Source organism: Thiobacillus denitrificans (genome assembly GCF_001530125.1).
In the GTDB taxonomy this organism is placed as follows: Bacteria; Pseudomonadota; Gammaproteobacteria; order Burkholderiales; family Thiobacillaceae; genus Thiobacillus; species Thiobacillus denitrificans_C.
In genome coordinates this window covers 1-19,026 of the sequence record NZ_LDUG01000007.1, presented here as the reverse complement: position 1 = coordinate 19,026, position 19,026 = coordinate 1, and the positions used below count along the sequence as shown (strand labels likewise).

General features: G+C 65.2%; 22 protein-coding genes. 7 read left to right on the top strand and 15 right to left on the bottom strand.

Annotated features, from left to right (window positions below; translation table 11 throughout):
* Positions 1-4 precede the first annotated feature (4 nt).
* The 15 genes from bamC to ABW22_RS02015 all read right to left on the bottom strand — a co-directional run bounded on the left by bamC (position 5) and on the right by ABW22_RS02015 (position 13,326).
* On the bottom strand, positions 5-1,108 hold the full coding sequence (gene bamC / locus ABW22_RS02085) for an outer membrane protein assembly factor BamC (RefSeq protein ID WP_059751530.1): 1,104 nt from the start codon (positions 1,106-1,108) through the stop codon (positions 5-7).
* Between the two features lie 61 nt (positions 1,109-1,169).
* Positions 1,170-2,060 (bottom strand): 4-hydroxy-tetrahydrodipicolinate synthase, encoded by an 891-nt coding sequence (dapA, locus tag ABW22_RS02080; RefSeq protein ID WP_059751528.1) that lies wholly within the window; start codon positions 2,058-2,060, stop codon positions 1,170-1,172.
* A 133-nt stretch (positions 2,061-2,193) separates the two neighbouring features.
* Positions 2,194-3,588, bottom strand: a complete 1,395-nt coding sequence (gene zwf / locus ABW22_RS02075) for a glucose-6-phosphate dehydrogenase (protein ID WP_059751650.1) — start codon at positions 3,586-3,588, stop codon at positions 2,194-2,196.
* Positions 3,589-3,685: 97 nt separating this feature from the next.
* Positions 3,686-4,429, bottom strand: coding sequence for a flagellar biosynthetic protein FliR (locus tag ABW22_RS02070; protein ID WP_059751526.1), 744 nt, complete (start codon positions 4,427-4,429; stop codon positions 3,686-3,688).
* A gap of 7 nt (positions 4,430-4,436) precedes the next feature.
* Positions 4,437-4,691, bottom strand: coding sequence for a flagellar biosynthetic protein FliQ (locus tag ABW22_RS02065; protein ID WP_059751524.1), 255 nt, complete (start codon positions 4,689-4,691; stop codon positions 4,437-4,439).
* 19 nt (positions 4,692-4,710) lie between these two features.
* The gene (fliP, locus tag ABW22_RS02060; protein ID WP_059751522.1) at positions 4,711-5,442 is read right to left on the bottom strand and encodes a flagellar type III secretion system pore protein FliP; all 732 of its coding nucleotides are present in this window, start codon (positions 5,440-5,442) and stop codon (positions 4,711-4,713) included.
* Positions 5,439-5,783 carry a flagellar biosynthetic protein FliO gene (fliO, locus tag ABW22_RS02055; protein ID WP_059751520.1) on the bottom strand — a complete coding sequence of 115 codons (345 nt, stop codon included), beginning with the start codon at positions 5,781-5,783 and terminating at the stop codon, positions 5,439-5,441. The genes fliP and fliO overlap by 4 nt, the downstream gene beginning before the upstream one ends.
* Positions 5,776-6,171 carry a hypothetical protein gene (locus ABW22_RS02050; RefSeq protein ID WP_237763199.1) on the bottom strand — a complete coding sequence of 132 codons (396 nt, stop codon included), beginning with the start codon at positions 6,169-6,171 and terminating at the stop codon, positions 5,776-5,778. Before ABW22_RS02050 ends, fliO begins: the two co-directional genes overlap by 8 nt.
* Before the next feature lie 68 nt (positions 6,172-6,239).
* Positions 6,240-6,692, bottom strand: coding sequence for a flagellar export protein FliJ (locus ABW22_RS02045; protein WP_059751516.1), 453 nt, complete (start codon positions 6,690-6,692; stop codon positions 6,240-6,242).
* On the bottom strand, positions 6,689-8,083 hold the full coding sequence (gene fliI / locus ABW22_RS02040) for a flagellar protein export ATPase FliI (protein WP_059751514.1): 1,395 nt from the start codon (positions 8,081-8,083) through the stop codon (positions 6,689-6,691). Before fliI ends, ABW22_RS02045 begins: the two co-directional genes overlap by 4 nt.
* 182 nt (positions 8,084-8,265) lie before the next feature.
* Entirely contained in the window at positions 8,266-8,895 is a 630-nt protein-coding gene (locus ABW22_RS02035; protein WP_059751513.1) for a flagellar assembly protein FliH, read from the bottom strand.
* Positions 8,892-9,857: a flagellar motor switch protein FliG gene (locus ABW22_RS02030; RefSeq protein WP_059751648.1), complete on the bottom strand. Its 966-nt coding sequence runs from the start codon at positions 9,855-9,857 to the stop codon at positions 8,892-8,894. Before ABW22_RS02030 ends, ABW22_RS02035 begins: the two co-directional genes overlap by 4 nt.
* Positions 9,854-11,209, bottom strand: a complete 1,356-nt coding sequence (gene fliF, locus ABW22_RS02025) for a flagellar basal-body MS-ring/collar protein FliF (RefSeq protein WP_088178740.1) — start codon at positions 11,207-11,209, stop codon at positions 9,854-9,856. The genes ABW22_RS02030 and fliF overlap by 4 nt, the downstream gene beginning before the upstream one ends.
* Positions 11,210-11,284: 75 nt before the next feature.
* A complete protein-coding gene (locus ABW22_RS02020; protein ID WP_059751509.1) occupies positions 11,285-11,737 on the bottom strand; it encodes a SixA phosphatase family protein in 453 nt (150 codons plus the stop codon).
* Between the two features lie 77 nt (positions 11,738-11,814).
* Positions 11,815-13,326: a CYTH and CHAD domain-containing protein gene (locus tag ABW22_RS02015; RefSeq protein WP_059751507.1), complete on the bottom strand. Its 1,512-nt coding sequence runs from the start codon at positions 13,324-13,326 to the stop codon at positions 11,815-11,817.
* A 63-nt stretch (positions 13,327-13,389) separates the two neighbouring features.
* Between ABW22_RS02015 and ppk1 the strand changes: the two genes are divergently transcribed.
* The 7 genes from ppk1 to ABW22_RS18385 all read left to right on the top strand — a co-directional run.
* Positions 13,390-15,456, top strand: coding sequence for a polyphosphate kinase 1 (ppk1, locus tag ABW22_RS02010; protein ID WP_059751504.1), 2,067 nt, complete (start codon positions 13,390-13,392; stop codon positions 15,454-15,456).
* 211 nt (positions 15,457-15,667) lie between these two features.
* Entirely contained in the window at positions 15,668-17,563 is a 1,896-nt protein-coding gene (gene htpG / locus ABW22_RS02005; RefSeq protein WP_059751502.1) for a molecular chaperone HtpG, read from the top strand.
* 128 nt (positions 17,564-17,691) lie between these two features.
* Positions 17,692-17,814 carry a hypothetical protein gene (locus ABW22_RS18230; protein WP_269083888.1) on the top strand — a complete coding sequence of 41 codons (123 nt, stop codon included), beginning with the start codon at positions 17,692-17,694 and terminating at the stop codon, positions 17,812-17,814.
* On the top strand, positions 17,787-18,017 hold the full coding sequence (locus ABW22_RS02000) for a type II toxin-antitoxin system RelE/ParE family toxin (RefSeq protein ID WP_193393272.1): 231 nt from the start codon (positions 17,787-17,789) through the stop codon (positions 18,015-18,017). Before ABW22_RS18230 ends, ABW22_RS02000 begins: the two co-directional genes overlap by 28 nt.
* A complete protein-coding gene (locus ABW22_RS01995) occupies positions 18,010-18,369 on the top strand; it encodes a helix-turn-helix domain-containing protein (protein WP_059751500.1) in 360 nt (119 codons plus the stop codon). Before ABW22_RS02000 ends, ABW22_RS01995 begins: the two co-directional genes overlap by 8 nt.
* A gap of 329 nt (positions 18,370-18,698) precedes the next feature.
* Complete coding sequence (locus ABW22_RS01990) at positions 18,699-18,884, top strand: hypothetical protein (protein WP_059751498.1); 186 nt, start codon at positions 18,699-18,701, stop codon at positions 18,882-18,884.
* Positions 18,874-19,026 (top strand): type II toxin-antitoxin system RelE/ParE family toxin (locus ABW22_RS18385; RefSeq protein WP_162264463.1); only part of this gene is annotated, 153 nt, incomplete at its 3' end. The genes ABW22_RS01990 and ABW22_RS18385, both read left to right, overlap by 11 nt.

Genomic DNA, 19,026 nt, shown 5'->3' with positions numbered 1-19,026 from the left:
TCCATTACTTCAATTCTTGATGCAGCAGGTTGAGGATGCGGGTCTGCGTACTGGTGTCGGCCGGCTTGCCGTCCGTACCGGTGACGCTGACCCGGCTCTTCTCGCCCGCCTCGTTCACCACGATCTGCAATTGCGGCGAGGCCTGCTCTTTCTTGCCTCGCCAGAAGGCAAATTTGGACAGGAGGCCTTCGTCGCGCTTGCTGTCGTTGTCGATACCGGGATCGATGTAGCGCACGAAGTACACGCCCTTGGAACGGTCGCGGTCTTCCACCGCAAAGCCGACGCGATCCAGCGCCAGGCCGACACGACGCCAGGCGCGGTCGAAATTCTCGTCCATTTCCAGCACCGACGTGCCAGCTTCACTGAGGATGCGCGCCTGTTCCGGCGTCTGCTGTTTGACCAGCAGGGTCTGGGCGCGACTTTCTTCGACGCCGAAGCGCAGCATCAACCGGCGCAGCATTTCGGCCTCGAGCTCGGGGTTGGCCGGACGCGGCTGCCACACTGTCCTGTCCTGGTTCGCGGAGTCGTAGACTTCCATCATGCCGCGGTGGCTGACGTAGATTTCGGTGCCGCCTTCCTTGCCTGCTTCGATGCGGGTGCGGAACTTGTCGCGCTCGGCGGTGGAATACAGGCCGTCGAGCACCCTGCCGATGGTGCGGCGAATCACGTCCTGCGGGATGTTGGCGCGGTTTTCCGCCCAGTCGGTTTCGATCACGCCGGTTTCGGGCGATTCCAGATTGACGATGAAGCCTGTCTCCTGCCAGAAATCCTTGATCACCGGCCATACCTGCTGCGGCGTCGCCTGCACCACCAGCCAGCGCTGAGTGCCGGCGCGTTCGATGCGGGCCTTCTCCTGCGCGGGCAGCAGGGTTTGCACGCCGCTCGGCGTGGTCTGGCGTTCCTGGCTGTAGGTCGACAGGGTGGCGGTGCCGCTGCCCTGGGTATCGGGAATGGCGTAACGGTTGTCTCCGGCCGGCGCGGTGAGGTCGGGCGGCATTTCCAGTGTCGGCAGCTTGCCGGCCGATTTATAGTCGATCTTTTTGGATTCGATCATGCCGCAGCCCGAGGTGGCCAGGCTAAGCATCACAAACAAGGGCAATAAACGCATCAGGTTTCCTAAACGAAGATTTGCATCGAACCGGCAGGGCACATAGCCGCGCAAGACTGGATTAAATTAAATTGGCGTGGCGCATCGCGTCACGCAGGGTGTCGTGCAGGCCGGCAGACAGCGGGGTCAAGGGCAGGCGCAGGCCGTATGGGATCAGTCCCATCTCGGCGCACGCCCACTTCACCGGAATCGGGTTGGCCTCGACAAACAGCTTGTTGTGCAAAGGCAGCAGCCTATTGTTGAGTTCACGCGCGCGCGCCAGGTTCCCGTCGAACGCGGCCACGCACATCTCGTGCATCAATTTCGGCGCGACGTTGGCGGTGACCGAAATCACGCCATGCCCGCCCAGCAGCATGAAGGGCATCGCCGAGGCGTCGTCGCCGCTGTATAGCGCGAAGTCCTTCGGCGCACGACGCAGCAGGTCGGCCGCGCGCTCCATGCTCCCGGTGGCGTCCTTCACCCCGACGATGCCGGGCACTTCGGCCAGGCGCAGCGTGGTGTCGTTGGACAGGTCGGCCACCGTGCGTCCCGGCACGTTGTACAGAATCAACGGCAGGTCGACCGCTTCGGCGATTTTCTTGTAGTGCTGGAACAGGCCTTCCTGGGTCGGCTTGTTGTAGTACGGCACCACCGACAGGCCGGCCTGGGCGCCCGCTGCCCTGGCGCATTCGGTGAGTTCGATTGCTTCGGTCGTGGAATTCGCGCCGGTGCCTGCGATCACCGGCACCCGTCCGGCGGCCTGCTCGACCGTGGTGCGGATCAGCATGCAGTGCTCGTCGTAGCTCACCGTCGGCGATTCGCCGGTGGTGCCGACGATGACGATGCCATCCGTCCCCGCCGCGATGTGCCAGTCGACCAGGCGGCGCAGCGCGTCGAGGTCGAGCGCGCCGTCGTCCGACATCGGGGTGACTATCGCAACCAGGCTTCCTTTGACCGTATTTATGTCTGCCATGCTATTTCCGTCGCTCTTGTTTCAAACATTCGCCTTCGCCGTTGTCCCCGACGATGTCACGATAAACCCCGCATTCTAATCTATCTGGTCGTGCCGGGTTTTCTAAGATTTCCGATTCACGATACGCGTGTTGCTAGCCCTGGGGCGGACGTGGATTATGCCAACGGCCGCCGGCAAGCAGCAGGTCGGCCTCGGACGGGCCCCACGTGCCGGGTTCGTAGACATATGCCGGGTCGCGACGCGAAAGCACGGGTTCCACCACGCGCCATGCCGCTTCCACCGCATCCTGGCGGGCGAACAGCATGGCCTCGCCGTCCATGGCGTCGCCAAGCAGGCGCTCGTAGGCGCTCATCTCTTCCGGATGATTGTTGCAGACGTACAGTTCCACGGGCCGCCCGACCATGCGATCGCCCGCATTCTTGGTGCGCGCGCCCAGCGCGATGGATACGGTGGGCGACAAGCGCATGCGCAGGTAATTGGGCGCCAACGGTCCGGTCTCGGACAGCGCGAATACGCGCTGCGGCGGAACCTGAAACTCGGCGCGAATCTCGGTGGTGGTGAGCGGCAGGTTTTTGCCCGTGCGCACGATAAAGGGCACGCCCGCCCAGCGCCAGGTGTCGACGAAGAAACGCACGGCGGCAAAGGTTTCCGTGTCCGAACCATGTGCGACGCCTTCCTCATTGCGATAGCCTTCGTACTGCCCCCGAACCAGGTCGCCGGGGGCCAGCGGGCGGATCGCCTTGAGCAATTTGGCCTGTTCATCGCGAACCGCTTCTGCACTGGTGCCGAGCGGCGGCTCCATGGCCAGCAGGGCGAGGATCTGCAGCAGGTGGTTCTGCAGCACGTCGCGGATGGCCCCGACCGAATCGTAAAAGCGCCCCCGCCCGGCCACGCCGAAGCTCTCCGCCATGGTGATCTGGATCTGCCGGATATGGTTGCGATTCCAGATCGGTTCGAGAAAGGAATTGGCAAAGCGGAAATACAGAATGTTCTGCACCGCTTCCTTGCCCAGGTAATGATCGATGCGGAAGATTCCGGATTCGGGCAGCGCTTCGTACAGCGTTGCATTGAGCGATTGTGCCGATTCCAGATCGCGCCCGAAGGGCTTCTCCACCACCACGCGCGCGCCCTCGGTGCAACCGACGGCGGCCAGTCCGCGCACCACCACGGGAAACATGGCCGGCGGAATGGCAAAGTAATGCAGCGGGCGCTGCCGGTTCTCAAGCGCACGGCGCAGCGCCACGTAAGTTGCCGGGGCCTCGTAGTCGCCGTTGATATAGGTCAGCAAGCTGGCGAGATTGCGGAACACCGCCTCGTCCACCGCACCGCCAAATTCGGCAATGCCATCATGGGCGTGGGCGCGCAAACGCTCAAGATCCCACCCCGGAGAATTCGCCACGCAGACGATGGGCGGCAGCGTGCGTCCATGCCGCAACATGTCATGCAGTGCGGGAAATATCTTGCGTCGGGCAAGGTCGCCCGTGGCGCCAAACAGGACCAGGGCATCTGAGATTGGTCTCTCGGTCACGGCATCAAGCTCCAGGTTCGTTTCAGGCTGACGCAATAACCGCCACGCAGGCGCGCCGAAGATTTTTCATACAACAGCATTTCTTGATGGTCCATGCTCATCTGAGCCGACCCAGCCAGCCCGCCAGCTGCTCGATGCCCAGCCCGACACCGTGAGCGACCAGTGGCACTGCCCACACCCAGGCGGCCATCAGCCCCAGCATCGCCACCCCCAGCCCGACCGAGAACATGTCCAGCCCCGGCGTGGTACGCGCCACGATGCCGAGTGCCAGCTGGATCAGCAGCGCCAGCGCCAGCAGCGGCAAGGCCAGCTGCACGCCGGTAGCGAACAGCCAGCTGCCGGCTTCGGCCAGCTGGCGCAGGTCGGTTGCGGCGGGCAGGACGGCAACCGGCATGACGGCAAAGCTGTCGCGCAGCGCGTCGACGATCAGCAGATGGCCGCTGGCAGCCAGAAACGCCATGGCCGCCAGCCACCCCGCCAGCGCGCGCCAGGCGGCGTCCGCGGGTGCCGCCTGCTCGGCGGTCAGGGTCAGCAGGCCGCCGGTCGCCGTGTGGCCGGTCCATACCAGCATGGCCTCGACCGCAGCAAAAACCAGCCGCACGCAAAGCGCCAGCGCCGCGCCCCACACGATTTCCAGGCCCAATGCCAGCATGCCTTGGACGGTGAAGGGTGCAATCGCATCGATCACCAGGCCCGGCGCCAGCGCGGCGGCCAGCACGGCGGCCAGCAGCAGTCGCAGCAGCAGTGGCAGGCGGCCGGTCAGCGGATCGAACAGCGTCCATCCGGCGAGGCGGGCGAAGGCGAACAACCAGACCGCCAGGCTCGCTTCGCTCAGGGGCATAGGCCATTCACTCGACGAGACCCGGGAAATCGGTCAACAGCATGCGCGCAAACTCGACCAGTTGCCCGCCCATCCAGCTGCCCAGTACCGCCAGCACGACCAGCATGACGATGAGCTTGGGCACAAAGGACAGCGTGGGCTCAAGAATTTGGGTGGCGGCCTGGAACAGGCTGATGGCGATTGCGGTGAGCAGTCCCGCCAGCAATACCGGCGCGGCCACCAGCATCAACAACCACAGCGCGTCGCGCGCCACGCCCTCCATTAAAAAACACCGCCTTCCATCAAAAACTCCCGAGCAGTGAACCGACCAGCAGGTGCCAGCCGTCGACCGTAACGAACAGCAGCAATTTGAGCGGCAGCGACACCAACTGCGGCGGCAGCATGATCATGCCCAGCGCGGTCAACACGGCGGCGACCACCAGGTCGATCACCAGGAAGGGCAACACCACCATGAAGCCGATCTGGAACGCGGTCTTGAGTTCGCTGGTGAGGAAGGCCGGCGCCAGCGCCGCCAGTGGCACGCTCTCCACCTGCTGGGGATCGACGGTCTTGTCGTCGCCGGTAAACAGGCTCAGGTCTTCGGCGCGGGTCTGCCGCAGCATGAAGCTTTTCAGCGGCTGTGCGGCTTGCTCGGCGGCGTCGTTGAAGCTCAGCGCGCCGGACAGGAAGGGCTGATAGGCCTCGCTGTTGATGGTCTTGAGTGCGGGCGACATCACGAAAATCGTCAGCAGCACGGCCAGCGCCATCAACACCAGGTTGGGCGGCGCGGTGTGGCTGCCCAAGCCCTGCCGCAGCAGGAACAGCACCACCGCGATGCGGGTGAAGGCGGTGAACGCCAGCAGCAAGGCCGGCAAAAACGGGAACAGCAGCAGCCACGGCAGGCTCGCGCCCGGCACACCGATCACCTGCCCGCCTGCGCCGGGGGTCACGGCGAGCAGCGGCACGCTGCTGTCCACGCCCAGGGCAGGCACACTCAGCGCCAGCGCCGCCAGCGTCAGGATCATTTTCATCATGCGCGCTCCGCCAGAGATTTGGTTGGATCGGCAGGCCGCGGCAGGGTATGAAGCAGCCGCACGTTGCCGCCCCCCACGCCCAGCAGCAGCCAGGTGTTGTCGACCTCGACCACCACGACGCGCTCGCGCGTGCCGACCGGCGTCGTCCCCACCACCTTGACGGCGCCCTGCGCGCCCATGCCCGGCAGATAGCGGCGGGCGAGCCACGCCACCGCGACGAATCCGCCCAGGATCAGCCCCAGGCTCAGCAGCACGGTGAGCATGCTGGAAGCGGTGTCGGGCGCGGCCAGCGCCCATGAAGGAACTAGCAGCAACGCGCCTGCCGCAACGAACTTAACCATGCCGTATCACTCCTCGCGCCCAGCGCGTCATGTCGGTTGTGGGGTGCGGCAAGCGCACGGTGAGCGTTGCCTGCGTGTGCGCTGCCATGATTTGCCACACCAGCGCAGCGGGCAGCGTGGCCTGTGCCGCCGCATCCAGCCAGCACTCCGCCAGCGCGGCGTCCAAGGTATGGATCAGGGAGTGCGGCACAAAGGGGGTCGCGCCCATCACGCGCTGGCCACCGAGGCGGCGGACCAGCCACAAGCTGGCAAGCGCGACATCGGGCTGCCAGGCGGGGAACGCCGGCGCATCGGCCGGCACATCGACCGACATCGCCATCGCCTGAACCGGCAGGCGCAAACGCGCGCTCAGCGTCGCGGCAAGCTTGCAGGTCAGGCGAGGCTGCAAGTTGTCAGGGTCAGCGGCAGGCGCCGTCAGGAAAGCGGTTTCCGCGGGCGTAAGTTCCCGCAAACGCATCAACGCCCCCACCGTCCCGCAACCTGATGATGCGTCAACTCCACCAGCTCGTCGTGCTCACGCTGCTCGCTGCGGCGTTGCTGGATGGCGGTCTGCGCCAGATGGCGCTGCTCCAGCAGGCGTAGCGCCTTGACCCGCTGCTCGACCTGCATCCACTCGGCCAGCCGCGCCTGCCAGTCACGGTGCGCAGCGTCGATGGCGGCCTGTGCGGCCTGCATTTCGGCTGCCTGCGCGTGCTGCAAATAATTCATTTCCTGCAGCTGCGCGGCCGACACGCCATCGCGCAAGTGGCGGGCCAACTGCGCAACGTGCGCATCGCGCAACGTGGTCAACTGCACCTGCCGCCCGCGCGCGCGCAGCCAGATGCCGTGCGCGAACTTGACTGCGCGCGACAGGCCTTCGGCCCGGCGCTCGGCCAGCTGCAGCACCCGCGCCAGGGAAAACGGCTTCAACCGATCACCTCATCCAGTCCGGTGCGAGCCGAATCCATCGACGCGCGTTCGCGCATGCCCTGCATCAGATAGCCCTGCATTCTGGGGTACAGCCGCACCCCCTCGTCCAGCACCAGATCCGCACCCGGCACATAGGCGCCGACGGCCAGCAGGTCGCGGCTGCGCATGTAGCGCGAATAGAGATATTTGAAGCGGCGGGTGCGCTCCAGCGCCTCCTCGGAAAGCAGGTCGGGCTGGACCCGGCTGATCGAGGCTTCGATATCGATGGCGGGGTAATGCCCGGCGTCGGCCAGATCGCGGGAGAGCACGATGTGGCCGTCGAGGATCGCGCGCGCCGCATCGGCGATCGGGTCCTGCTGATCGTCGCCTTCCATCAGCACGGTGAAAAACGCGGTGATCGAACCGCTGCCGTTGCGGCCGTTGCCGGCGCGTTCGGCCAGCTGCGGCAGCTTGGCAAAAACCGACGGCGGATAGCCCTTGGTGGCGGGCGGCTCGCCGATCGCCAGCGCCACCTCGCGCTGCGCCATCGCGTAGCGGGTGAGCGAGTCCATGATGAGCAGCACGTGCTTGCCCTGGTCGCGAAAATACTCGGCGATCGACATCGCATACGCCGCGCCGTTCAGCCGCATCAGCGGCGGATGGTCGGCCGGCGCGGCCACCACCACTGCGCGCGCCATGCCTTCGGCACCGAGGATGCGGTCGATGAATTCCTTGACCTCGCGGCCGCGTTCGCCGATCAGGCCCACCACCACCACGTCGGCTTCGGTGAAACGCGCCATCATGCCGAGCAACACGCTTTTACCGACGCCGCTGCCAGCGAACAGGCCGAGCCGCTGCCCGCGCCCCACCGTCAGCAGGCCGTTGATCGCGCGTACGCCCACGTCCAGCGTCTGCCGGATCGGCGCACGCTCCAGCGGATTGATCGGCCGGCTGTACAGCGGCACCCGGCGTTCCAGCGACAGCGGGCCGAGGCCATCCAGCGGCCGCCCGGCGCCGTCGAGCACACGCCCCAGCAAGTGTTCGCCGACCGGCACCTGTCGCACCCGGTCCTGCGCGCGGCGACGCGGCACGTAGCGCATCCCCAGGCGGGGCGGCTGCGCCGCCATCGTGTTGTCCGGAATCACCCGTGCGCCCGGCATCACGCCGTAGATGTCGGTCGCCGGCATGATGAACAGGCGGTCGCCGGAAAACCCGGCCACCTCGGCCTCGATGCTCTGTCCGCCGGGCACCTGCACATGACACTGACTGCCCACCGGCAGCTGCAGCCCCACCGCTTCCATCACCAGACCGGACACCCGGGTGAGGCGCCCACTGGCCGCAATCGGCGATGCCCAGCTCACTGCGCGCCGGCAGTTGGCAAGGTACTCACGCAGGCGGACGATGCGGTCCATTATCCTAAAATCCCTGAACCACAGAGACACGGCAGCATCCCGCGGGGGTGTGCTGTTGTAGGAGGCCCGCCCTCGGGCCGATGCCGTGGTGGTTGCGACGGCGCGCAAATCGGGGCGAGGGCGCCCCTCCTACAGCGCTGGCCAACACCAACAAATAACGATGAAAGCGCCATTTATTAAAATTATTCCAGCCAGTTCTTGTTGCTGCCGAGCACCTGCACCACTTGGCGCCAGCGCCCGGGCAGCGTGGCGTCGAGGTCGCCCTGCGCGGTTTCGATCAGGCAGCCACCCCGCACGATGCGCACGTCTTCAACGATGCGCAGGCGGTTCTTGTCCAGCACCTGGTCGAGGTGCGGCCGCACCAGCGCAGCATCGTCCGGATTCAGCAGCAGGCGCGCCTCGCGGCTGGTTTCCGCCATCTGTTTCAGCGCCAGATTGACCACATCGAGAATCCGCTCCGGACGGGCCGCGAGCTCGCCCGCCACCACCTGGCGCGCCACATCCAGCGCCAGTTCCAGCACCATGTCGGCAAGGCGAAAATCGAAGTTGTCGAGGGTGTTGCCGAAGCTTTCGGCCAGCTGTTTCATGCGCCCGCAGGCCTGTTCCCCTTCCACTCGCCCGGCGGCCAGCCCTTCGGCGTAGCCCTCGGCGCGCGCGGCATCGCGCAGCCTGACGCACTCGGCCTCGACATCCTCGGCGGGCGTCGCCGCCTCGCTTGCAGACGCGGCCAGCTCCACCACCTCCCATTGTTCAAACGCCGTGGCTTGATTGAGCGTGGCTTGATTGAACGGGGTGTCGTCGTCTGTGCTCATGCCGCCTCCTCTTCCGGGAACAGGATCGCCCCTTCTGCCGTCAGCCGCCGCAAGGTGGCGCCGGCCTCGTCCTGCGCCGCCTGGATCGCGGTCACCGGCAGGGCGCCCAGGGTGTCGAGATCATCGCGCATGCGCTGCGCCGCGGTCGGGCTCATCACCGCGGCGAGCGCATCGAGCACCCGCCCGTCGCTGCCCTTCAACGCATGCAGCAGGGTGCGCGCGCCGACGTTGCGCAAGAAAGTTTTGCGGCTCGCTTCCGGCAGCCGCGCCAGGTCCTCGAATGCGAGATGGCGTACGCGCAGGCGCGCAGCCAGCGCCGCATCGTTCTGGTCGAGCTGGCTCAAGGCGGCGGCCGCACTGCCCTCGCTCATCTGCCCCAGCAGGTTGGCGACGGCGGCTTCGCCCTGCGCCGGCGCGACGGCTCCGAGCCCGGCCAGCCAGTCGTCCAGTTCGCGCAACATGTCGGCACTGGGGGCGTCGCTGTGCGCCAGACTCTGTAAAGTGTCCGCGCGCGTTTTACCGGGAAGCAGGTCGAGCACCGCGGCCGCAACGTCGCGCGGCAGCTGCGCCAGCACCACGGCAATCAGCTGCGGCGGCTGCGCCTCCAGCAGGCCGGCAATCTCCGCCGGTTCGCGCCAGGCAAGTTTTCCCAGCGTCTGCGCGCCCGTCGCACCCAGGCGTTGCAGCATCGCCTGCGCGCGTTCCGGGCTCAGTGCCCGCTTGAGCGTCTCATCGAGAAAGCGTCCGGTATCCGCGGCAAATCCGGTCTGTTCGGCTGCCTCGGCGGCGTAATCGCGCAGGATTGCGCGTACGCGTTCGCGCGGCAGCATCTCCAGTTCGCGCATGGCGCTACCCAGACGGCTCACCTCGAGCGGGCTCAGGTAACGCAACACCGCAGCCGTGGCCTCCTCGCCCAACGCGAGCAGCAGCACGGCGGATTTCTCGATTCCGGCCTGGCTCATGCGCGCATCCATAGCTTGATGACATCCGCCGTCACGCGCGGATCGGCCAGCACCCGGCTGCGCGCCGCGTCGAGCTCGGCGTCGAAATCCATCACCTCCGCCGCAGCTGCGGGCGTCCGGCGGGCTCGCAGCCATGCCGAGACCGCGAGCAGGATCAGCGCCGCAGCAGCAGCCGCCAGCGACCAGTGCGGCAAGGCAAACGGACTGGCCGCAGCGGGCGGCGGGTTGGCCGGCTGCACTGGCTGCACCGTGGGTGCCGGCACGGGAGCCGCGGCCTGGGGTGTTTCGGCAGGCAAATCGGCCTGCGGTTTGGGCGCCGCCGCAGGCAGCGCATACACGCGTAGCGTGTCGCCGCGCGCCGGCTGTAGTCCCAGCGCCTGGCCGGCCATCTGCCTGGCGCGCCACTGTTCGTTGGCACTGGCGTCGAACCCCAGAATCACAATGGCATTGATGCGCTGGATGCGTCCTTCCGGCACGCGCGTGGTGCGCACGGTTTTTTCCAACGGGCGCGCCTGCCCGGCCACCACGACATTCTGCACGCGCTCGACCGTCTGCCGGGTTTCGCTGTCTTCCAGGGTGGCGGTCACCTGCACGCTGACGCGGTCTTCGCCCAGCCACGGTGTCAATACCGCCAGCGCCCGCCGCACCAGATCCTGCTCCAGCGCCAGGCGCTGCGACTGGGCGGCCTCGGGCGCGGCAGCGCCCAGCAGGACGCCGCGCGGATCGAGCACCTGCACCTCGGCGCGCTTCAGGCGCGGCACCCCGGCGGCCACCAGGGTCTGAATGGTCGTCACCTGACCGGCATCCAGTTGCGAACCGGGACGCAAGCGCACCAGTACCGCAGCGGTGGCGGGCGGCGCATCGCGCAGGAAGGGCGAAACCTTGGGCAGGGCAAGATGGACGCGCGCGAGCTCGACCGCTTCCAGCTTCTGGATCGAACGCGCCAGGTCGATCTCGAGCGCCCGCTGAAAGCGCTGCTGCTCCTGCAGCGACGAGGCGCCAAACCGGGGAGCGCGGTCGACTTCGTCCTGCGCATCGTCATCGGATTTGGGCAGGCCGCGCGCAGCCAGGCGATAACGCGCCGCATGCAGCTGGGTGGCCGGCACCTCGATGGTGCCGTCGGCGGCAGACAGGCGATAGGGAATGTCGAGCTGTTCGAGCGCGGCGATGACTTCGCCACCGGCGCGGTCGGACAGTTGCGTATACAGCACGCGATAGACCGGCGGGTTGAACCGCAGGTAGGCGGCGGCCAGTGCGGCCAGCGGCAGGATCACCAGCAGGGCAAGCATGAAGCGGCGCACCGGGCTGGCATCCGCGATCAGGTCGCGCAGGCTGCTCAGCCAACCCGGCACTGCATGCACCTCGTCTGGGTGGCCGGGTTCAACTGGATCACGTCTTGCTTGATAAGCTGAATATTCACCCGGCGATTATAACCAGTCAGGCGCCGCCACGGCGCGCAACACCACCTGCAATTGACCCGCCCGCTCACGACCCTGGAACCACCAGATGCCGCCTTTCTTGACCGCCAGATCGCCCGCCTGCCCGGCCAGCAGCTGCATCGCCACCTGCCCCAGCGTGGGCTGATGCCCGACGATCAGCACCGGATAAGGCGCATCCGGCCAGCTGGCCGCGGCCAGCACGTCTTCGGCACTGGCTCCGGGGGCCAACACCGGCGCTAGTTCGTATTCGCGCCCCAGCGCCTGCGCCGTTTGCAGGGCACGGGTAGCGGGGCTCGCCAGAATGCGGATGTCCGGCGGCAGCCGCGGATTGAGCCAGTCAGCCATGCGCGCGGCCTGCTTGCGGCCGCGTCCGGTCAGTTCGCGGGTGAGATCGGGAGTCGTGTCCTCGGCCTCGGCGTGTCGCCATAAAATGAGTTCCATCCGGCTTTCCTCCAAAAATATCTGATTCTGAATCGGTGCGGCGCCTATTGTGCGACAAACGGAAGAACGGGAGATACCTACCAGTAAGACTTCAATTTCAGGAAATCCTGCAAATGTCTGGTGCTTTCACCGTTCGCCGCAGCTGCCTGTTTCGCCGCCAGCCAGCCGAGGACGAAGTCCCCCATCGGCCCCGCATCCGTGTGCGCTGCAATCAGCAGGCCCCACGCCACCCGCGCATCGTTGGTGCGCCCCAGGCTGTCCTGCGCGTCACGCAGCACAGTCAGGTATCGATCCTGCCGGCGCCCGCCGAACAGGGTCTGGAAAAACTCAGCAGCATAACGCTGGCGCTTGATGGCAATGCGCAGGGCATGGCGCTGCGCCGCTTGCAGTTGCGCGAAATCGCGCGCGCCGCGAACGATGGGGCGATGGCCTTTCTGCAGCGCCCGGCGCGCCCACTTGCTCAACGGCGACAGCTGGACGAAGCGCTGCGCTTCCGGGGCGTCACGCCAGCCGCGCTGCAACAGCCAGCGCTGCAGCGCCAGCAACCATGCGCCCGGGCGTGCCTGGGTCAGCGCTGCCTGCATGGTCGCGCGCACCTCGGCGCGATGCGCCTGCAGCGCGCCCATGCCGCGCTGCCAGGCGTCGGCATCGGGGTAATGCGGCGCAATCGCGGTCAGGGTTTCTCCGCAAAGCACGTCCCAGTCGCGCGCCGGGCCGAGCGCGGCAGCCAGCGTGCGCAGGCCGTCCATCAATTCGTCCGGCAGCACGCACACGCGGCGAGTCAGCCGCAGCGCCGCGCGCAGGCGCCGCAGCGCCACCCGGGCCTGGTGCACGTATTCGATGTCGTCGGATGCCAGCACGCCCGGCAGATTGGCCTGGAACTGTGCGAGACACGCCTGGGCGATCGCGGCAAAGCCGTCTTCCACGCGCATGTCCCGGTTCAGCACCAGTGGCACGGATTTCACCGGCGCCGCACCCTCGCCATGCGCCAGGCGCACGCCGCGCTCGGCCTTGCTGAGATCCAGCGGCACACAGTCGAGCTGCTGGGCCCAGCCCTGCGCCAGCGCGAACAGCGCATCCGGCTGGCCGGCTTTGAGTTCGAGCTCGATCTCGCAGATCGGCTGGCTGTTTTTTCCCGCACGCACTTCGCCCACGTCCAGTGCGACCTCGATCTGCGCGCCGCCACGGCCCTTGAGCAACCAGGCAGTGCGGCTGAACCGCGTTTCGAACACCGGCACCAGTTGCGCGCGCAGCGCGTCGGGCACATAGGCCAGCGCCTCGGCCGGAAACCGGCTCCAGTCCGGCGTGCCGCGGGTGACCGCCATTTCATACTCGGCGCGCCGCGACAGCCCGCCGCGCCGCTCGCCCTCGGTTTTCAGCGTCTGCAGCCAGCGCCGCCCGACCCGCCGCACCCTCAACGCGACGCCCTGTTCGCTCAAGGCAAAATCCGGGGTGTCGAAATAACGGGTAATCAGCGCCTGTTGCACGGGTGCGCTGCGACGCCGCGCCATCAGTTTGAGAAAAGCCGCAGCCTGCTGCGGCGGCAGCGCCAGCTTGAGTTCGATTTCGAATGAATCGGAAACTGTCATATATCTGTCATGTCAGGATAAACGTGGACGTTTATCATTGAAGCACACTACGAAAAACCAACCATGAACCTGCCCAGCCCCGACACCCTCATCAACCGCGAACTCGGCATCCTCGAATTTCAGCGCCGCGTGCTGGCGCAGGCGGACGATCCCGATATGCCGCTGCTGGAACGGCTGAAGTTTCTCTGCATCTTTTCCAGCAACCTGGACGAATTCTTCGAGGTGCGGGTGGCCGGGCTGAAGGAGCAGATTCGCGCCCATACCGCCCAGCGCTCGCCCGATGGCATGACGCCAGGCCAGCAATACCGCGCAGTATCGGAAACCGCGCATGCGCTGGTGGCCAGGCAATACGAACTCTTCAACAAGGAAATCATTCCCGAGCTGGCCACCCACGGAATTCACTTTTTTCGCCGCACGCAGTGGAACGAAACCCAGACGGCGTGGATTCGCGACTATTTCTTCCGTGAGCTGATGCCGGTGCTGACGCCGATCGGCCTGGACCCTTCGCATCCTTTTCCGCGCGTGCTCAACAAGAGCCTCAACTTCGCGGTGGAATTGTCCGGCCGCGATGCCTTCGGCCGCAATTCCGGTGCCGCCGTGGTCCAGGCGCCGCGCTCCTTGCCGCGAGTGATCCGCATGCCGGCTGACATCGCCGGCTGCGAATACGGCTTCGTCTTTCTGTCGTCGATCCTGCACGCACACGTCGGCGAACTGTTTGCCGGGATGACGGTGGAAGGCTGCTACCAGTTCCGCGCCACCCGCAATTCCGATTTATTTGTGGATGATGAGGAAACCAAGAACCTGCGCCAGGCCCTGCAGGGCGAACTGCCGCAGAGGAATTTTGGCGCGGCGGTGCGGCTGGAGGTGGCCGACAACTGCTCGGCGTCGATGGCGGCCTTTTTGCTGGAACAGTTCGAGCTCGACGCCGACGACCTCTACCAGGCGCACGGCCCGGTGAACCTGGTTCGCCTGATGCAGGTGCCCGACTGGGTCGATCGCCCGGACCTGAAATTCCCACCCTTCGTCCCTGCCCTGCCCGCCCGGCTGGCCAAGAACGAAGACATCTTTGCGCAGATCCGCAAGGGCGACATCCTGCTGCACCATCCGTTTGAGTCCTTCCAGCCGGTGACCGACTTCATCGAACAGGCCGCCGCCGACCCCAACGTGGTCGCCATGCGGCAGACGGTCTACCGCACCGGAACCGACTCGAAACTGATGCAGGCGCTGATCCGCGCCGCACTGTCAGGCAAGGAAGTCACCGTGGTGGTCGAACTGATGGCGCGCTTCGACGAGGAAGCCAACATCAACTGGGCCGCCAAGCTGGAAGAAGTCGGCGCCCATGTGATCTACGGCGTGGTCGGCCACAAGACCCACGCCAAGCTCGCGCTTGTCATCCGCCGCGAAGAAGGCGTGCTGCGCCGTTACGCCCATCTCGGCACCGGCAACTATCACGCCCGCACCGCACGCCTGTACACCGACTTCGGCCTGCTGACCGCCGACGAGACCATGACCGCCGACGTCGGCAGCCTGTTCACCCAGATCACCGGGCTAGGCAAGGCCGGCAAGCTGAAGCGCCTGTGGCAGGCGCCGTTCACCCTGCACAGCGAAGTCATCGCCGCGATCAACCGCGAGACCGCACACGCTGCCACCGGCAAGCCCGCCGCCATTGTCGCCAAGATGAACGCCCTGCTGGAGCCACAGGTCATCGCCGCGCTCTATGCCGCCTCGCAGGCCGGGGTGAAAATCCATCTCATCATCCGCGGTGTGTGCGCGCTGCGCCCCGGCATCCCCGGCCTGTCAGAACACATCCGGGTGCGTTCGATCGTCGGGCGCTTCCTCGAACACACGCGGATCTTCTATTTCAAAAATGGCGGCGACGAACAGGTGTATCTGTCGTCGGCCGACTGGATGGACCGCAACTTCTTCCGCCGCATCGAAACCGGCTTCCCAGTACTCAATCCCAAGCTGAAAAAACGCGTCATCAACGAAGGCCTCAAGCCCTACCTGCGCGACAACGTGCAGGCCTGGGAAATGCTGTCCGACGGCAGCTACCGCCGCCGTTCGCCGCGCCGCGCCCAGCCCTACAACGCGCAGGTGGAACTGCTGGCCCTGCTCGCCAAGCAGAAATAGTCGCCCCGCCATTCCGGCGGACAAAACCGCTGTTGTAGGAGCGGCGCCCTCGCCGCGATTTTCGCACCGTCGCAACCCCCACCCCATCGGCCCGAGGGCGGGCCTCCAACATCCCCTCCATGCGTACACCCTGGGACAGCCCTTGAAACCCGCCGCCCCCGCCCCCATCTCCCGTTCCACCTTATTTGTACGTTCAACGGGAGATAAAGGCATGTCCGCCACCAAAGAAACCCTGGGCTTCCAGGCCGAAGTCAAACAGCTGCTGCAGCTGATGATCCATTCCTTGTATTCCAACAAGGACATTTTCCTGCGCGAACTGATTTCCAACGCCTCCGACGCCTCCGACAAGCTGCGCTTCGAAGGCCTGTCGGATTCCGCGCTGTTCGAGAACGACCCCGAGCTCAAGATCCGCATCGCCTTCGACCGCGAAGCGCGCACGCTGACCATCAGCGACAACGGCATCGGCATGAGCCGGCAGGAAGTCATCGAGCACATCGGCACCATCGCCAAGTCCGGCACCCGCGAGTTCTTCTCGCAGCTCTCCGGCGACCAGAAGAAGGACGCCGCGCTGATCGGCCAGTTCGGCGTCGGCTTTTACTCCGCCTTCATTGTCGCCGACCGCATCACCCTCACCACCCGCCGCGCCGGCTTCACGTCCGAGCACGGCGTGCGCTGGGAATCCGAAGGCGCCGGCGACTACACCCTGGAAACCGTCGCCAAGCCCGCGCGCGGCACCGAGATCGTGCTGCATCTGCGCGAAGGTGAGGACGAGTTCCTCTCCGACTACAAGATCAAGTCAGTCATCCGCACCTATTCCGACCACATCACCCTGCCCATCGTGATGAAGAAGAGCGAATGGAAGGACGGCGTGGAAACGCCGACCGACGAGGACGAAACCGTCAACCGCGCCTCCGCCCTGTGGGCGCGCGCCAAGAAGGACGTCAGCGAAGAGGAATACCAGGAGTTCTACAAGCACGTCGCCCACGACTTCGAGCTGCCGCTCGCGTGGTCGCACAACCGCGTCGAGGGCAAGCAGGAATACATCTCGCTGCTCTACGTGCCCTCGCACGCGCCGTTCGACCTCTACGACCGCGAGCGCCGTCACGGCATCAAGCTCTACGTGCGCCGCGTCTTCATCATGGACGACGCCGAGCAGCTGATGCCGCAATACCTGCGCTTCGTGCGCGGGGTGATCGATTCGGCCGACCTGCCATTGAACATCTCGCGCGAAATCCTGCAGAACAGCCGCGACATCGACGCCATCAAGGCCGGCTCGGTGAAGAAGGTGCTGGGCCTGCTGGAAGACCTGGCCGAAAACCAGCCGGAGAAATACGTCGAGTTCTGGAACGCGTTCGGCAAGGTGCTGAAGGAAGGCCCGGGCGAGGACTACGCCAACAAGGAACGCATCGCCGCGCTATTACGTTTTGCGTCGACCCACACCGACACCGACGCGCAGGTCGTCTCGCTCAAGGACTACATCGGCCGCATGAAGGAAGGCCAGGAAGCGATCTACACCATCACCGCCGACAGTTTCGCCGCCGCCCAGCACAGCCCGCACCTCGAAATCTTCCGCAAGAAAGGCATCGAAGTGCTGCTGCTGTCCGATCGCGTCGACGAATGGCTGTCGGGCAACCTGAATGAATTCGACGGCAAGCCGTTGAAATCCGTCGCCAAGGGTGGGCTTGATTTAGGCGCGCTGGAAGACGAGGCCGAAAAGACCGCGCAGAAGGAAGCCGAAGACGCCATGAAGCCGCTGGTCGAGCGCATCAAGACCACGCTCGGCGAGCGCGTGAAGGACGTACGCGTCACCCACCGCCTCACCGATTCGCCGGCTTGTCTAGTCACCGGCGAAGGCGACATGAGCGCCAACCTCGAACGCCTGCTCAAAGCCGCCGGCCAGGCCGCGCCCACGGTGAAGCCGACGCTGGAAATCAACCCGTCACACGCATTGGTCACGCGGCTCAACAGCGAATCCGACGACGCCCGCTTCGCCGACTGGGCCAACCTGCTGTTCGAGCAGGCCCTGCTGGCGGAAGGCGGCCAGCTCGACGATCCGGCGAGCTTCGTACGGCGGCTGAATGGGTTGCTGGCGATGCTGCCGGGCTAAGGCTTGGTCGTTCTGGACTTGAAACGCCCCCGTGATCCCTGGAATCGCCGGGGCGTTTTTACATGCCTGTGCACCATTCCAGATTTTTCGCCATGAGCGAAGGTTAGCAATAGTGCTAACCTTCGCTCATGGCGTTTTCCGTCGAATATTTCCACGAACGCGTGCTGGCCGAAATCGAATCCTGGCCGGTCGATGTTCTCGCGGACTACGCGCGGATCGTCGAATTACTGATGGAACACGGCCCCACCTGAAGCTGCCGTATTCGCGCGCGTTTGGAGACGGCTTGTTCGAATTGCGCCCGCGCGGCCGCTCGGGCATCGGCCGGGCGTTCTATTGTTTTCTCGTCGGCCGGCGCGTGGTTGTGCTGCATGCCTTCATCAAGAAGTCGCAGCAAACGCCCGACCACGAAGTCAAGATCGCCCGCAAGCGATTGAAGGAGGTTCAAAATGGCTGATCTGAAATTCCAACCTGTACGCCACGACCACAAGGCGTTCCTTGAAAAGGCATCCAAGCGGCGTGGCTTCAGCGAAGCCTACGAAGCGCTGGAACTCGAATACGCTCTGGCCAGCGAAATGCTGGCCGCGCGTACCCGCGCCGGCCTGACCCAGGAAGCCGTGGCCACCCGCATGGGCACCACCAAGAGCGCCATCTCGCGCCTGGAATCCGCCGGCAAGCACGCCCCCTCGGTCGCCTCGCTCAAGCGTTATGCCGAGGCTGTGGGATGTACGCTCAAGATCGAACTGATTCCCGCTGATCGCAAACGTCGAAAAAACGCGAAGCCCGACCTGCATCAGGACGCAGGGTAGAGTGGGAATGTTGGGAACAGACATGAAATTAACGCCCATCAAAACGTGGTCTGAGAATCATCTAGCCGACGCCACGCTTAAGGAAACACTGATTAATTCGATATAGCCGTCATTGCGAGCGAAGCGCGGCAATCCAGCGCATTGATCAAGCAGGCATTTCTGGATTGCCGCGTCGCTTCGCTCCTCGCAAAGACGGATTAATCAGCGTCTCCTTAACGACCGTACCCGGTAAGCGTTTTAGCCGTTTGATTGGGAAGAAAAATTGAGCGGGCGGATGGACAGGTTAGAATCAATTTCATTTCCTTTCCGCAGATTACCAAGGAGCCGCCATGCAAACGGTCAAACAAATCGTTCACGACATTGCCGATCACCTGCCGGACCAGGCAAGCTTCGACGATGTCATGTATGCCCTCTACGTGCGTCAGAAGCTGGAACGCTCGCTGAAGGCAGCCGAAGAAGGAAGAATCACCTCGCAGGAAGAAATGGAAAAACGTTACCTGAATCATGAAGGTTGAATGGTCGGAGTGCGCGCGGGACGACCTGGATGATCTTGTACGCTACATCAGCAGGGATTCAGCGTTTTACGCCCGGCGTTTTGCCGAAAGAATTGTCCTGTCCACACGACGGCTACAGGGTTTTCCGGAAAGCGGCCGCATG

What these genes read in the sequence shown, in the direction of transcription:
- bamC (WP_059751530.1), bottom strand. Translation starts at nt 1,108, where the DNA reads ATGCGTTTATTGCCCTTGTTTGTGATGCTTAGCCTGGCCACCTCGGGC.
- dapA (WP_059751528.1), bottom strand. Translation starts at nt 2,060, where the DNA reads ATGGCAGACATAAATACGGTCAAAGGAAGCCTGGTTGCGATAGTCACC.
- ABW22_RS02070 (WP_059751526.1), bottom strand. Translation starts at nt 4,429, where the DNA reads ATGCCCCTGAGCGAAGCGAGCCTGGCGGTCTGGTTGTTCGCCTTCGCC.
- ABW22_RS02065 (WP_059751524.1), bottom strand. Translation starts at nt 4,691, where the DNA reads ATGGAGGGCGTGGCGCGCGACGCGCTGTGGTTGTTGATGCTGGTGGCC.
- fliP (WP_059751522.1), bottom strand. Translation starts at nt 5,442, where the DNA reads ATGATGAAAATGATCCTGACGCTGGCGGCGCTGGCGCTGAGTGTGCCT.
- fliO (WP_059751520.1), bottom strand. Translation starts at nt 5,783, where the DNA reads ATGGTTAAGTTCGTTGCGGCAGGCGCGTTGCTGCTAGTTCCTTCATGG.
- fliI (WP_059751514.1), bottom strand. Translation starts at nt 8,083, where the DNA reads ATGGACCGCATCGTCCGCCTGCGTGAGTACCTTGCCAACTGCCGGCGC.
- ABW22_RS02035 (WP_059751513.1), bottom strand. Translation starts at nt 8,895, where the DNA reads ATGAGCACAGACGACGACACCCCGTTCAATCAAGCCACGCTCAATCAA.
- ABW22_RS02030 (WP_059751648.1), bottom strand. Translation starts at nt 9,857, where the DNA reads ATGAGCCAGGCCGGAATCGAGAAATCCGCCGTGCTGCTGCTCGCGTTG.
- ABW22_RS02020 (WP_059751509.1), bottom strand. Translation starts at nt 11,737, where the DNA reads ATGGAACTCATTTTATGGCGACACGCCGAGGCCGAGGACACGACTCCC.
- ABW22_RS02015 (WP_059751507.1), bottom strand. Translation starts at nt 13,326, where the DNA reads ATGACAGTTTCCGATTCATTCGAAATCGAACTCAAGCTGGCGCTGCCG.
- ppk1 (WP_059751504.1), top strand. Translation starts at nt 13,390, where the DNA reads ATGAACCTGCCCAGCCCCGACACCCTCATCAACCGCGAACTCGGCATC.
- htpG (WP_059751502.1), top strand. Translation starts at nt 15,668, where the DNA reads ATGTCCGCCACCAAAGAAACCCTGGGCTTCCAGGCCGAAGTCAAACAG.
- ABW22_RS18230 (WP_269083888.1), top strand. Translation starts at nt 17,692, where the DNA reads ATGGCGTTTTCCGTCGAATATTTCCACGAACGCGTGCTGGCCGAAATC.
- ABW22_RS01995 (WP_059751500.1), top strand. Translation starts at nt 18,010, where the DNA reads ATGGCTGATCTGAAATTCCAACCTGTACGCCACGACCACAAGGCGTTC.
- ABW22_RS01990 (WP_059751498.1), top strand. Translation starts at nt 18,699, where the DNA reads ATGCAAACGGTCAAACAAATCGTTCACGACATTGCCGATCACCTGCCG.